The sequence below is a fragment of the Haloprofundus salinisoli genome, from assembly GCF_020097815.1.
GTDB classification, from domain to species: domain Archaea; phylum Halobacteriota; class Halobacteria; order Halobacteriales; family Haloferacaceae; genus Haloprofundus; species Haloprofundus salinisoli.
Genome location: NZ_CP083663.1, coordinates 1,623,408 through 1,635,827, shown reverse-complemented (window position 1 = coordinate 1,635,827; position 12,420 = coordinate 1,623,408). Strand labels below are relative to the sequence as shown.

Here is a 12,420-nt window from a genome sequence, read left to right as displayed (position 1 = left end):
TACGGCGTCCCGGAAACGTTCGAGAGTACGACCGACGTCGACTGTCGGAGCGAGGACCGGACCGAAGCGGTCAGCGCGTCGTGGGGGTGTCGTACAGCAGGTCGACCTGCTCGGCGTAGCGGTCGAGGATGTTGCGCCGCTTCTTCTTCATCGTCGGCGTCATGAGGTCGTTGTCTTCGGTGAACTCCTCGGGGACGAGGCGGAACTGCTTTATCCGCTCGTAGGGCTCGAACTCCTCGTTTGCGGCCTCGATTTCCGCCTCGATACGCTCCCGAACGCGGTCGTTTCGACAGATGTCTTCCGGGTTCTCGGGCAGGTCGAGTCCTTCGCGGTCGGCCCACTCGCGGACGCCGTCGAAGTTGGGGACGACGAGCGCGCTGACGAACTTGCGACCGTCGCCGAGCACCATGCACTGTTCGACGAGCGCACTGGACGCGAACGCGTCCTCGATGGGCCCTGGCGCGACGTTTTTGCCCGTCGAGAGGACGAGAATCTGTTTGGCGCGCTCGCGGAAGGCGATGTAGCCGTCCGGCCGTATCTCGACCACGTCGCCGGTGCGGAACCATCCCTCGGCGTCGAACGCCTGCTCGGTCTCCTCGGGGCGGTTCCAGTACCCCTGCGCGACGTTGGGGCCCTTGACGAGTAGTTCGCCCACCTCGCCGGCCACCGACTCGCGGGTCTGTTTGCCGACGACGCTGTCGTCGACGCGCGTTTCGACACCGTGGACGGCCGGACCGATGGTGCCGATCTGGGGGTTCTCGGGGGGGTTGACGGCGATGACGGGTGACGTCTCGGTCAGCCCGTAGCCTTCGAGGATGGGCAGCCCTATGCCGTGATACAGCGCGCAGAGCTCCGGCGAGAGACTCCCGCCGCCGCTGATGAAGAAGTCGATGCGGCCGCCGAGCGCCTCCCGAACCTGCTTGAAGACGAGTCTGTCGGCGACGCGGTGTTTCGCCGAGAGCAGCGTCCCCGGGTTCTCCGTCGTGTGGTACTCGCGGCCGACGCCGATCGCCCACTCGAAGATGCGCTCTTTGACCGCGGACTCGGACGCCTGGGTCCGAATCGCGTCGTACAGTTTCTCGTAGACGCGGGGGACGCTCGTGCCGACGGTGGGTCGGACGAGTTGGAAATCCTCGCGGAGCGTGTCGGGGCTCTCCGCGTACGCCACGGTGGCACCCGCCGCGAACATCAGGAAGTGGCCCGCGAGACGCTCGAAGACGTGCGCCAGCGGCAGGAACGAGAGCGTCGTCGACTGCGTGTCGATGACCGGCAGGTCGCCCCTGTCGCGCCGCGGCCCGAAGCGTCGGTAACACTGGTTGACGTTCGAGCGGAAGTTCCAGTGGGTGAGTTGGACGCCCTTCGGTTGGCCGGTCGTCCCGGAGGTGTAGATGAGGCTCGCGAGCTCGTCGGGGTCGCGGGCGTCGAGCCACGACTGGTACTCGGCCTCGTCGAAGCGGTCCGCGCCGCGGTCGTGGAGCTCGCCGAGCGTGAGGATGTCGTCGCGGTCGCGGAGCGCCCCGCCCATCCCGCTGCCGTCGGCGAGGTCGTCGACGACGACGATGAACTCGAGGTCGAGCTCGTCTTCGACCGCGAGCACTTTTCGCAGAAGTTCGGCGTTCTCGACGACGACACCCGAGGCGTCGGGGTCGCCGAGCAGGTACCGCACCTGCTGCTCAGACGACGAGGTGTAGACGGTGGTGACGACACCGCCGGCGGCGAGAACGGCGAAGTCGCTCTGCGCCCACTCCATCCGGGTGTGACAGAGGATACCGACTCGATCGTCCGTTTCGAGGCCGAGGTCACGAAAGCCCGCCGCGAGATTGCGGACGATGTCGCGCATCTCTGCGTAGGTGACGGTGCCGTACTCGTCGGCCGACGCCGCCGGAACCACGTCGGGCGCGAGCGATCGGTCGTAGATGCCGCCCTTGTACCGCTGTGCGATGCGGTTGGCGTTGCGCTCGGCGCTCTCCTCGAACATTACGGGAAGCGTCGTTCGACCGATGACCTCGCTGTCGTACGCCGCTTCCGCGTCCCGCCATTCCATACCATCCAGATACGGTATTCCACATTGAAAAGAATGTACGTTTGCGAACACGACAACTCGGGGCGCGTTGCACGCGATTGAACCAGACGCGAAAGCGGTCGGCGGAGACGTTACTCGCGCTGGCCGTCTCGGTAGTCGAGATAGCCCAACACGCCGCGGACGTTCAACCGTTCCTCGGCGGTGGCTTTGCGCTCGCCCCACGTTCCGGCCATGTCGGTGTGTTCGACGAAGTGGTCGATGACCGCATCGTCGTCGTCGAGCGTCTCGCGGCGGCGCCGGACTGCTTCGACCCACTCGACGAGAGTGCGTTTGTACTCGCTCATCAGTTCCTCGCTGAACTCGCAGGGGCCGAAGTGGCCGAAACAAAGCGTCTCGGGGTCGCGTTCGACGATGGTGTTGACGTCTTCGAGACACTGTTCGAGGTCGAACTGCGACGGCGGCGACGTCTGACGAATCGTGTTCTCGCTCGGCACCCAGATACCGGCGGCGTCGCCCGTGTAGAGTGCGTCCGTCGACCGGTCGTGGAACATCACCTGGTGCGGGGCGTGCCCCGGCGCGTGAACCACGTCGAGCGTTCGGTCGCCGAGGTCTATCTCGTCGCCGCCGTCGATGCCGTCGATGCGCTCCTGTGGGACGGGTTTCGGTTCGACGTAGAACTCCCACTGGTCTTCGACGGCGGCTTTCGTCCCCTCGACGAGTCGCGAGGGGTCGACGAGGTGGCGGACGCCGATGTCGTGACAGAGCACGGTTGCGTTCGGGCACGCTTCGGCGAGAAAGCCCGCGCCGCCCGCGTGGTCGAGGTGGACGTGCGTCGGGAGAACGTACGCCACCGCTTCGGGGTCGATTCCCACTTCGTCCATCGCGTCGAGGATGTACTCGTAGTGGGTGCCGATTCCGGTGTCGATCACTGCGGGTCGGTCGGCGTCGACGAGGTAGACCGACCCGTACGACTCGGTGTCGTACATGCCGGTGTCGACGTAGTAGGTGTCCTCGGTGCCGGAAACTGGATCAACGTCGCCGATTGCCATGTACCGTTGGCGTCCGCGGCGGAGAAAAGCGTTCGGACGCTGGCGAGAAAGAGACCCGGCGCGGAGGCGACGATGAGACGCGGGCACACGGATGCGACACGGTTTTGCCGGGGCCGCCTGAATCTCGCACAAATGCTCAGCAGACAGTACCTCCGGGAGCACGCCGAGGAGGTCCGGGCCGCGCTCGACCAGCGAGGGATGGACGACGTAGACCTCGACCGGATTCTGGCCGTCGACGAGGAGTGGCGTTCGCTGAAGAGCGAAGGCGACGACCTGCGGCACGAGCGCAATCAGGTGTCGAGCGAGATCGGCCAACTGAAAGCCGAGGGGAAAGACGACGAGGCCGACGAAGCCATCGCCCGCTCGCAGGAGCTGAAAGGGAAGCTCCAAGACGTCGAGGAACGCGCCGACGAACTCGAAGCCGAGTTGCAGGAGTCGCTGCTCGAACTGCCGAACGTTCCGCACGAGGACGTCCCCGTCGGCGACGACGAAGACGACAACGTCGAGGACCGCCGCTGGGGTTTCGACGACCTGCGCGAGCTGCCCGGCGAGGTGACGCCGCACTTCGAGCTCGGCGAGGATCTCGACATCATCGACGAACAGCGCGCCGCGAAGACGACGGGATCGGGTTTCTACTTCCTCAAAGGCGAGGGCGCGATGCTCGAACACGCGCTCATCCAGTTCTTCCTCGACGTCCACCGCGAGCAGGGCTACGTCGACCTGTTCCCGCCGATTCCGGTCAAGAGCACGTCGATGGTCGGTACCGGGCAACTCCCCAAGTTCGCCGAGGACGCCTACCGCATCGGCGGCGGCGAGACCGAAGCGTACGCGGACGACGATCTCTGGCTCTGCCCGACCGCAGAGGTCCCGGTGACCAACATGTACGCCGACGAGATTCTGCTGAAGGACGATCTCCCGCTGAAGCACCAGGCGTACACGCCGAACTTCCGCCGTGAAGCGGGTGAACACGGAACCGAGACGCGAGGAATCGTCCGCGTCCACCAGTTCAACAAGGTCGAACTCGTCAACTTCGTCGAACCCGAGGAGAGCTACGACCGCCTCGAAGCGCTCGTCGAGGAGGCCGAGGAAGTGCTGAAGCGACTCGGGCTGCCGTACCGCGTGCTGACGCTCTGCACCGGCGACCTGACGTTTGCCTCGGCGAAGACGTACGACATCGAGGTGTGGGCACCGGGCACCGAGAGCGACGACGGCCCCGACCGCGGCGGCCGGTGGCTCGAAGTGTCGTCGGCGTCGAACTTCGAGGAGTTCCAGGCGCGCCGGGCCGGACTCCGCTACCGCCCCGAGCGCCACGAGTCGGCGGAGTATCTCCACACGCTCAACGCCTCGGGCACGGCCGTCGGCCGAATCATGGTCGCGCTGCTGGAGTACTACCAGAACGACGACGGCACTGTGACGGTTCCCGAGGCACTGCGACCGTATATGGGCGGCCGCGACGTCATCGAGGGCCACGAACCGGTCGGCGAGAGCGCCGTCGGTGCCGGAAAGAAGGACTGAACGGCGTCCCCGAACGACTCCTCGTTTCCGGGAATCGTTGACATCGGGTTTCTGCTCCGAGACCCCCTCATCCCGCTTCTCGCCGTACTGGCGGCTACCCGTTGGTCCGCGCGCTCGGCGACGGTGGTGAGCGCCGCGGTGATCGGGCGCTCGAAGCGCTTCGGGTCACCTACGCTCTCGGCGAACTGACCGACGAGGAGTACGAGACGCGTCGACAGCGCCTCGAGCGAGAGACGTAACGGCCATCGCTCACTCTTTTCTCGCGTACGTCCGGAGCGTGCCGACGACGCCGTCTTCGAACCGGTGGACGTCGACGAAGTCGAACAGGCGTTCGTCGTCGGCGTCGAGCAGACGGCCGCGGACGACGAGTTCCGAACGATCGCCGTTCTCGTACACTTCGTCGAGTTCGTGGCTCGTCTGCTTGTTCGGCCGTTCGTCGCGCATGAAGGAGACGAACGCTTCACGGCCGTCGAGCGTTCTGTCGGGTCGGTCGTGGACGAACGTCGGCGCGAGGAGGTCAGACAGCGCCGAGTAGTCGTGTTCGTCGAGCGCCGAGTAGTACGCGCGAACGACGGCGGCGTGGTCCATGTGTCCTCACTCCGTGGTGGTGCCGTATGATGGTTTTGGCGAACAGGCGAGCGTCCTCGTTACCCGTGTCGCACGCCGGATGCTCGCGCTCCCGCCTCGACCGGCGTGCGTCGGGTCGTCAGGTCACGAGGCGAGATGGCCCCCTCATCGGCTATAAACGCTCGCAGCGTCGCATTGTCGGTCGGCGAACGAGGCGTTTTTCTTCTACGGTCGTCCATCTCCGGTGTGGAGATTCACGTCCGGTACGAGGGTGACGACGACCCGACCAAATGCACGGCGAGGAAACTCGCCCGATTCGACCTCACCGAGTTACATCGTACCGACCGGGCCGCACCCCGTGGCGTCATCCTCAACCCCCACGCCGACCAGGCGCTGTCGCCCGCGGACGAACCGCGAGCGGCCGACCGTGGCCTCGTCGCGCTCGACTGCTCGTGGGAGTCCGCCGAACGGGCGATGTTCACGCTCGGCGGAATCCACCGCGCGCTGCCGTTTCTCGTCGCGGCGAATCCAGTAAACTTCGGCCGGCCGATGGAACTCACGACGGTGGAAGCGCTGGCGGCGGCGCTGTGTATCTTCGGCAGCGACGACTACGCCGAGGAGATTCTCTCGAAGTTCACCTGGGGTCACACCTTCTTGGAACTCAACGAGGAGCCGCTGCGACGGTACGCCGCCTGCGCCGACTCGACCGAGGTCGTCGAGGTGCAGGGCGAGTATCTCGACCGGGAGTGAGCGGGCGCTCGACTCGAAGAGTCTGCGAAAATCAAAAACAGTCGTAAAGTCTCTTCTCCGGTTCGTCAGCGGCCGGTCGGCTGTGCCCGGTCCGCGGGCGACGAGCGGTTCAACATCGCGCCGACCGCGCCGCCGACCGCGCCGGGGATGGCGTAGAGGCCGAGGAACAGGAGGGCGACGAGCGCGAACGAGAGGCCGGCGAAGCCGAACAGTACCGTCCCGAGTATCGTCAGCACCGCGTACACGAGTATCGCGCCGATGGTGGTCGCGACGAGACCGTTGACGGCCCCGTTACCCATTCCGTGGCCCGCGACGTATCCGGCTGCGAGACCGCCGACGACGCCCGTCAGGCCCCAGCCGATAACGGGAAGCGTGAGGTCGGTCAGCGGAATCGCGTTGCCGCTGAGCAGTCCGATTAGTAGCGTGACGACGAACCCGATGACGATTGCGAGCCAGTTCAACTGTGCCATAGCAGAAGAGAGAACGCGACGTAGAGTATTGAACTCGTCTGACGATTGGACGGACACTCCCGGAAACGGGCGAGAAGAGGTGACGACTCAGCTTTTCACCCACGCGCCGACCGCACCGGCGAGCGCGCTGTCGACGGCGAACAGCAGGGTCACTACCGCGCCGACGACGAGGATACCCCCGCCAGCGACGAGACCGCCGAGCGGCCCGCCGGCGAAGCCGAGGAGCCCACCGAGCAGCGCGACGAACACCGTCAGGACGATGCCCGAAATCGACCCCGCGACGAGGCCGTGCCACGCCCCGCGGCCGAGGCTGCCGCCTGCGAGGTAGCCCGCGGCGAACCCGCCGATGAGGCCCGCGCCGATCTGTCCGACTATCGGTACCGAGAGACCGACGGCCCCGACGACGAGGAGGACGACGAGGCCGACACCGACCGCGCGCCAGTCAGTCATAGCTGAGCGTAGAGCCTCAGAGGCCAAAAGCGTCGTGTCGATTCGCCGCCTGCGACTCCGCGACGTTCGGAGGCGGTGAGTCGGGCGTCCGTGAAACGTCGGCGCACGGGCCACACAAACGGACGCGCTTTAGTACGCCCGTCGTCAAGAACGAAGCATGATTTTCGAGAATCTTCCGACGACGCCCCGGTCGGAGGAGCTCATCGACAAGGCGTTCTCGCGGGCGGCGCGGGCCGGCCGGGCCAAATCGGGCCTGGAAGCCCAGGAGTCGATGCTTCAGACGGCGGCGAACATCCTCTCGGACAACGTCCAGAACGTCGTAACGGCGTGGCCTGACTTCGAGACGGTCGACCCGTTCTACTACGAACTCGCCGACGCCGTGCTCCGCAGACAGGGGACGTTCGCGGCCGAAGCCGACGAGCTCGAAGGCGACGGCGGCGTCGACACGCTCCGCCAGAGCCTCGCCAACCTCACGTGGGCCGGCCGACAGATCAAGGAACTGCACCGCGAGTACGTCTCGAAGCTACGCCGCAGCGACATCGACACGGCGCGAAAACACCGCAAACAGGCGTTCGCGCGGATGGCCGACATCGTCGAGCAGGTCGAAGGCGACCTGCTGCGCGTCAGCGAGGCGCGGGACGCGCTGAAGAACCTCCCGGACGTGCGCCCCGACGAACCGGCCATCGTCGTCGCCGGTTACCCGAACGTCGGCAAGTCGTCGTTCGTCAACACCGTCACTCGCGCGAGCAACGAAATCGCCTCGTACCCATTCACGACGAAAGGCGTCCAACTCGGTCACTTCGAGCGTAACCGCATCCGCTACCAGATCATCGACACGCCCGGCCTCTTGGACCGCCCGGAGGTCGAGCGCAACGACATCGAGCGGCAGGCGGTCAGCGCGCTCAAACATCTCGCCGACGCCGTGCTGTTCGTCGTCGACGCCAGCGGCGACTGCGGCTACCCGCTCGACGCGCAGCTCGAACTCAGAGACGAGATGCAGCGCCGCTTCGACGTGCCCGTACTCACAATCTGCAACAAGAGCGACCGGTCGACGGACGTCGAGGCCGACGCGTACATGAGCGTCACCGAAGGCGAGGGCGTCGACGACGTGCTCGACATGGCCGTCGACGCCGTCGGCTTCGAGCCGGATATCCCGCCGTCGCGGCGCGAGTGACCGTCAGTCGATTTCCCGCCGAAGGACGACGGCCTCGTACGGTTCTTCGAACGCCTCGCCCGACTCGCCGGACTCGTCAGCATCGTCGACTTCCCCCGCCCGGAGCAGTCGCTCCGCCTGTTTGCGGTGGAGCCGTCGAGCCGAGTCGACGGGCCCCGCATCTGCGTCGAGGGCGTCCGCGAGCACGTCGTCCCAGGTCTCTCGGTCGACCACGACGACGATGCGGTCGTCGACCGTGACGGGTTGGTTGTCGGCGACGGCGTAGTCGGCGTCGATGACCCGGCGACGCTCGATAGCCTCCAGCACGTCGACGAGGGCGGCGCGCGAGACGTCGGACTCGGCGACCATCTCGTCGATGAGGTCCGCATCGACGGCGGCGGCGACGGTCGCAGAGCGCGGTTCGGCGTTCTCGCCCCGTCGTTCGAGCGTCGCCTCCGCGATGGGGTCGCTCTCCCCGTCGACGTCGCGTCTCGGAACTGGTTCGTACGGCGTTCCGTCGGCGTAGCGAAGCGGAACCAGCGCAATCGGATTCGCCAACGTCGGCGCAGGTCGACGCGACGTACCGCCGCGCTCGCCGGTCTCCTCGCCGAGGGAGGCGGGGTAGAACAGGAGCGGAGTGTCGTCGGCGTAGGCGTCGAGGTCGAGATCGAGACCGTCGTCCGTCCCGAGCAGCGTCGGCGGGACGGAGAGGAGGAGGCGGTCGTCTTCGTGTAAGAACTCGGTCGGGAACGTAGCCGTCTCCGCCTCTTCGGCCTCGATCTCGCCGAAGACGAGCACCGGTCCCGCGTGCTCGGTCTCAGCTTCGACGTCTCGGTCGACCATCCAGTCGAGGGACGCGTCCTCGGGGAGGCCGGCGTCGCGCGCGGGGTCGGTCACGTCGACGAAGAACGCCCGGCCGTCGTCGGTCTCCTCGACGCTGAGTTCGACGAGTCGGTTCCGGTCGGCCACCGTCCCGATTGGGTTCTCGGACATGGCTGAGGAGTCAGTCTCGTCGCTGTTAAATCGCCGTTCACGGAAACCGACTGTTCGTCTACGGTGATAGGTGCAGTCGACGGCATCGGTCGCGGGCGGCGAAAAACGGTACGGAAAGGAGAGACCGAATCGGAGCGGGTTGGGAGGGAGCCGGCGTCAGCGGGGGACCCTGAGCGGGCGGACGGAGGGAGGCAGCGTCAGCGTGGATGCGGCGAACGAACGGTGGGAGGGAACGGCGTCAACGGGGTGAGCGGTGGAGGGATAGCGTCAGCGGGGGCGTAGCGAGCGGATGATGGGAGGGCAGCGGCGTCAGCGTGAGTGACCAATCTGGTTCGTCGCTCAGTCGACTCTATACGTCGCCTGCACCGTCACGGCCGCTTAATCGGCCGTGTACGTCGCCTGCACCGTCACCGTGACGGAGACCGGACCGGGACGGACGCTCGTCCCGGCCGCTCCGGCGTCGCTGGCCATCTCGTATCGGGGTGAGTACGGGTCGCTCGTTCCCGTCGTCGAGAGGGTACGGACCTCGCCGAGTTCGAGGCCGGCGGCCGCGGCGAGACTCGACGCCTCGCCTTCGGCGTCGGCGACGGCGGCGTCGATGGCTTCCTCGCGGAGTTCGGCGCGCTTCTCGTCGCTCAGGGTGAACTGAACGCCGTCGACGCGCGAGGCCCCGTTGTCGACGGCGACGTCGATGAGCTCGCCGGCGCGGTCGGGCGTCGTCTCCACGCGGTAGGCGTGGCGAGCGGTGTACCCGACGACTCGGCGTTCCTCGCCGCTGTGGTCGTACTCGGGGTGGACGGCGTAGTACTCCGTCGTGATGTTATCCTCGGCGACGCCGGCGTCGACGAGCGCCGAGACGAGCGTCTCGGATCGGTTGGCGACGGTGTCACGGGCTTCGGCGGCGCTGTCGGCACCCGCCTCGACGGTGACCGAGAGTACTGCGACGTCCGGGTCGGCGTTGGCTTCGCCTGTGCCGGAGACGGAGATCTGCTGGCCGTCGCCGGCGGCGGACGGAGACGAGGTCTGTAACGGTGCGAGACAGCCGGCCGTCAGCAACGCGACGGCCAACACGACTGCGGGTAATCGGAAGCGCATAGCAGTAGATAGCTGGCTGAAACTATCAAGCTGCGCTAAGCACAAAGAGCCGTTTTACATACTGCTTCGGGGCGCTCTGTCGGGTTCGCGTGAGCGTTCGACGCGGTGGTCTCGCCGGTCGAACGGTCTATCTCGACGTACCGGACGACAACCGTGACGCGGTCGGGAGTGACGATACCGAACGGCGCGTTCGTGTTGGCTTGGATTCGACTCAGGATGCCGTTCGCCACCGGTGGCGGGTCCTGACCGACCGGGTGGCCGACGGTGACGGTGACCTGCCGCGGTTGACGGAACGGAATCTCGTCGTCGTACTGCACCTCGATGCCGAGGCGCACGAGGTCGTCGTGCTGGTCGAGAGCCGCGTCCACTGACGTTCGAGCGGTCTCCTCGAAGCTGTTCGACCGGAAGCTGGCGTACGTGACGCCCCCGAGGAACGACGAGAGGACGAGAATCGCAACCCCCAGTCCGAGGATGCGCTTTAACGTGGCCCGAGACGCCGCCGGTCGCTGGAACAGCTGGACCGGTTGGTACCCCATGTACGAGAGCACGCCGAGGGCAGTGAAGTTGATCGAGATGAAGTTGACCAAGACGAGCACGAACGACCCCAGGACGGTCGCCGGACTCCCCCACGCGATGCCGATGCCGACGACGGCGATAGGTGGGACGAGCGCGGCGGCGATCATCACGCCGACGAGCGCCGCCGAGACGCCCGAGGAGATGCTCAGCGCGCCCGCGACGCCCGCGCCGAGCGCGACCGCCAGCGAGAGCACGTCGGGTGCGAGTCGGAGGCGGACCTGTTGTATGTCGAACACCTCTTGGGCACCGAACGGAACGATACCGGTCATTCGGAACAGAAAGGCGAAAATCGCAGCGCTCACGATGGCGAGCGCGCCGCCCGCGACCTGTTGTCTGGCCCCTCTCAGGAACAACTCGCGGTCGTCGACGACGCTGCCGACGCTCGTCGCCATCGCGGGCCCGACCAGCGGCGCGATGACCATCGACCCGACGATGACCGCGGCGTCGTTGAGCAGCAGACCCGCCGTCGCGACGACGGCGCTGATGACGGTCATTATCACGAACACCGGCATCTCCGGGGCGAGTTGCTGCGCCGACGCGACGAGTTCCTCGCGGGCGATTCGGTCGCCGTTCGACTCCTCCTTTTCGTACTTCTCGCGGAGACTGTCGAACCGCTGGGAGATGACCGTCTCGGCGTCGAGAACGACCGTGTACGCGTCCCGCTCGATACCCGCGTCGCGGAGTTGCTCCAGCACCGGCTCGACGGCGTTCGTCGGCAGCGGAATCGAGACGATAGCGATGTACTCTCGGCCGCTGGTCTCCTCGGAGAGCGCGTAGTCGATTCCCTCGCCGTCGAGGAGGCCGAGAATCGCCTCTCGCTTGCCCGCCGGAACCATCACCTGAACGAGTCGCACATCCGGTACTCACAGCGAGAGGGGAAATATCCTGAGGCGGAAGCTACTCGCCGAGAGTGGAGCGTTCAGTTCGGGTTCAGCCGGCGGAGGACCGGGATCTCGGACAGTTTCTCCGCGCCGAGCGCGTCCCAGTCGACGCCCGAGGGGCGGTGGGACGCCGTCTCGGTCCGAACCGTCCGCTCCGGCGTCACCACCAGGTCGAGCGGCACGTCGTGGTCGTCGGGCGTCACCTCGGCGTCGTCGACGACCTGCAGTTCGTGGACCGTCGTCGCCACCGTCGTCTCGTCGTCGACGGCCCCGAGTTCCCAGAGCACCGCGAATTCGAGGTCGCTGTACCCCTCACCCTTGCCGATTCGAGCGCCCGTCTCGGTGACCGCGACGCTCCCGGCGACGATGAAGTCGACGTGCGGGACCTCGTCGGGGCCGACGGGGACGCCGTACGTCGACGACCCGGAGATGGTCGTCGCGGCGTCGATATCGTCGATTTCGGCCGGGTCGAGTTTCAGAAACGGTTTCTCGTCGCGGAGTCGCGGCACAGCCATGTAGACGGTCATGCCGTCGCGGAGCGCTCGGCGTCGAACGGGCAGTTGCGGCGCGTCCGGGTTGGCCTTCACCGTCTCCGCCGCCCGCCACTCGTCGGTGTCGGCGAGTCCGTCGGCGGCCTCTTTCGCCCCGGCGAAGTTCGTGATTCGCCCCTCCGGCGGGTACGGAAACCGGTTGACGCCCTCGGTTTCGAGGGCGGTCCAGACGCGCTCGCGGAGGTTCTGTTTCTCCATCGTGACGGGGTTGTCGCCGCCGCCACGAAAAGTCCACGTAGTCGGGGCGAACTCGGCCCAACGAGAGCGGCGTCCGACGGCGCAGACGGGAGTCGCCGATGCCGAGAGGCGCGTCCCGCGGCGTTTATCCGGCCGAACGGAGTAGCGGG

At 66.7% G+C, this 12,420-nt stretch carries 13 protein-coding genes; 4 read left to right on the top strand and 9 right to left on the bottom strand.

The features are described 5' to 3' along the window. Nucleotides 1-70 precede the first annotated feature (70 nt). Nucleotides 71-2,044, bottom strand: a complete 1,974-nt coding sequence (locus LAQ73_RS08700; protein ID WP_224267894.1) for an AMP-dependent synthetase/ligase — start codon at nucleotides 2,042-2,044, stop codon at nucleotides 71-73. Between the two features lie 110 nt (nucleotides 2,045-2,154). Further along, the gene (locus tag LAQ73_RS08695) at nucleotides 2,155-3,072 is read right to left on the bottom strand and encodes an MBL fold metallo-hydrolase (RefSeq protein ID WP_224267893.1); all 918 of its coding nucleotides are present in this window, start codon (nucleotides 3,070-3,072) and stop codon (nucleotides 2,155-2,157) included. 132 nt (nucleotides 3,073-3,204) lie between these two features. Between LAQ73_RS08695 and serS the strand changes: the two genes are divergently transcribed. Continuing rightward, nucleotides 3,205-4,587 carry a serine--tRNA ligase gene (gene serS / locus LAQ73_RS08690; RefSeq protein WP_224267892.1) on the top strand — a complete coding sequence of 461 codons (1,383 nt, stop codon included), beginning with the start codon at nucleotides 3,205-3,207 and terminating at the stop codon, nucleotides 4,585-4,587. A gap of 101 nt (nucleotides 4,588-4,688) precedes the next feature. Beyond that, nucleotides 4,689-4,826: an SHOCT domain-containing protein gene (locus LAQ73_RS08685; protein WP_224267891.1), complete on the top strand. Its 138-nt coding sequence runs from the start codon at nucleotides 4,689-4,691 to the stop codon at nucleotides 4,824-4,826. Between the two features lie 10 nt (nucleotides 4,827-4,836). Here LAQ73_RS08685 and LAQ73_RS08680 read toward each other — a convergent pair whose 3' ends face one another. Continuing rightward, nucleotides 4,837-5,175 (bottom strand): nuclear transport factor 2 family protein, encoded by a 339-nt coding sequence (locus LAQ73_RS08680; protein ID WP_224267890.1) that lies wholly within the window; start codon nucleotides 5,173-5,175, stop codon nucleotides 4,837-4,839. Nucleotides 5,176-5,400: 225 nt separating this feature from the next. Here LAQ73_RS08680 and LAQ73_RS08675 point away from each other — a divergent pair, with 225 nt between their 5' ends. Next, the gene (locus tag LAQ73_RS08675; RefSeq protein WP_224267889.1) at nucleotides 5,401-5,904 is read left to right on the top strand and encodes a DUF367 family protein; all 504 of its coding nucleotides are present in this window, start codon (nucleotides 5,401-5,403) and stop codon (nucleotides 5,902-5,904) included. 65 nt (nucleotides 5,905-5,969) lie between these two features. Here the strand turns inward: LAQ73_RS08675 and LAQ73_RS08670 are convergent, their stop codons facing one another. Both LAQ73_RS08670 and LAQ73_RS08665 read right to left on the bottom strand, forming a co-directional pair. Further along, nucleotides 5,970-6,374, bottom strand: a complete 405-nt coding sequence (locus LAQ73_RS08670) for a DUF5518 domain-containing protein (RefSeq protein WP_224267888.1) — start codon at nucleotides 6,372-6,374, stop codon at nucleotides 5,970-5,972. Nucleotides 6,375-6,461: 87 nt separating this feature from the next. After that, complete coding sequence (locus tag LAQ73_RS08665) at nucleotides 6,462-6,824, bottom strand: DUF5518 domain-containing protein (RefSeq protein WP_224267887.1); 363 nt, start codon at nucleotides 6,822-6,824, stop codon at nucleotides 6,462-6,464. Nucleotides 6,825-6,981: 157 nt separating this feature from the next. Here LAQ73_RS08665 and LAQ73_RS08660 point away from each other — a divergent pair, with 157 nt between their 5' ends. After that, nucleotides 6,982-7,998, top strand: a complete 1,017-nt coding sequence (locus LAQ73_RS08660) for an NOG1 family protein (protein WP_224267886.1) — start codon at nucleotides 6,982-6,984, stop codon at nucleotides 7,996-7,998. A 3-nt stretch (nucleotides 7,999-8,001) separates the two neighbouring features. On the opposite strand, the gene LAQ73_RS08655 is transcribed toward LAQ73_RS08660, so the two are convergent. From LAQ73_RS08655 to LAQ73_RS08640, 4 genes are all read right to left on the bottom strand, one after another. Beyond that, entirely contained in the window at nucleotides 8,002-8,970 is a 969-nt protein-coding gene (locus tag LAQ73_RS08655; protein ID WP_224267885.1) for a DUF8048 family protein, read from the bottom strand. A gap of 378 nt (nucleotides 8,971-9,348) precedes the next feature. Next, complete coding sequence (locus LAQ73_RS08650) at nucleotides 9,349-10,065, bottom strand: SIMPL domain-containing protein (protein ID WP_224267884.1); 717 nt, start codon at nucleotides 10,063-10,065, stop codon at nucleotides 9,349-9,351. Between the two features lie 35 nt (nucleotides 10,066-10,100). Next, nucleotides 10,101-11,495 carry a TIGR00341 family protein gene (locus LAQ73_RS08645; RefSeq protein ID WP_224267883.1) on the bottom strand — a complete coding sequence of 465 codons (1,395 nt, stop codon included), beginning with the start codon at nucleotides 11,493-11,495 and terminating at the stop codon, nucleotides 10,101-10,103. A 65-nt stretch (nucleotides 11,496-11,560) separates the two neighbouring features. Beyond that, nucleotides 11,561-12,271 (bottom strand): 5-formyltetrahydrofolate cyclo-ligase, encoded by a 711-nt coding sequence (locus LAQ73_RS08640; RefSeq protein WP_224267882.1) that lies wholly within the window; start codon nucleotides 12,269-12,271, stop codon nucleotides 11,561-11,563. Between the last annotated feature and the right edge of the window lie 149 nt (nucleotides 12,272-12,420).

Excerpts from the sequence above, each read along its gene's own strand:
- LAQ73_RS08695 (WP_224267893.1), bottom strand. The coding sequence starts at position 3,072 with ATGGCAATCGGCGACGTTGATCCAGTTTCCGGCACCGAGGACACCTAC.
- LAQ73_RS08640 (WP_224267882.1), bottom strand. The coding sequence starts at position 12,271 with ATGGAGAAACAGAACCTCCGCGAGCGCGTCTGGACCGCCCTCGAAACC.
- serS (WP_224267892.1), top strand. The coding sequence starts at position 3,205 with ATGCTCAGCAGACAGTACCTCCGGGAGCACGCCGAGGAGGTCCGGGCC.
- LAQ73_RS08680 (WP_224267890.1), bottom strand. The coding sequence starts at position 5,175 with ATGGACCACGCCGCCGTCGTTCGCGCGTACTACTCGGCGCTCGACGAA.
- LAQ73_RS08655 (WP_224267885.1), bottom strand. The coding sequence starts at position 8,970 with ATGTCCGAGAACCCAATCGGGACGGTGGCCGACCGGAACCGACTCGTC.
- LAQ73_RS08660 (WP_224267886.1), top strand. The coding sequence starts at position 6,982 with ATGATTTTCGAGAATCTTCCGACGACGCCCCGGTCGGAGGAGCTCATC.
- LAQ73_RS08670 (WP_224267888.1), bottom strand. The coding sequence starts at position 6,374 with ATGGCACAGTTGAACTGGCTCGCAATCGTCATCGGGTTCGTCGTCACG.
- LAQ73_RS08665 (WP_224267887.1), bottom strand. The coding sequence starts at position 6,824 with ATGACTGACTGGCGCGCGGTCGGTGTCGGCCTCGTCGTCCTCCTCGTC.
- LAQ73_RS08700 (WP_224267894.1), bottom strand. The coding sequence starts at position 2,044 with ATGGAATGGCGGGACGCGGAAGCGGCGTACGACAGCGAGGTCATCGGT.
- LAQ73_RS08650 (WP_224267884.1), bottom strand. The coding sequence starts at position 10,065 with ATGCGCTTCCGATTACCCGCAGTCGTGTTGGCCGTCGCGTTGCTGACG.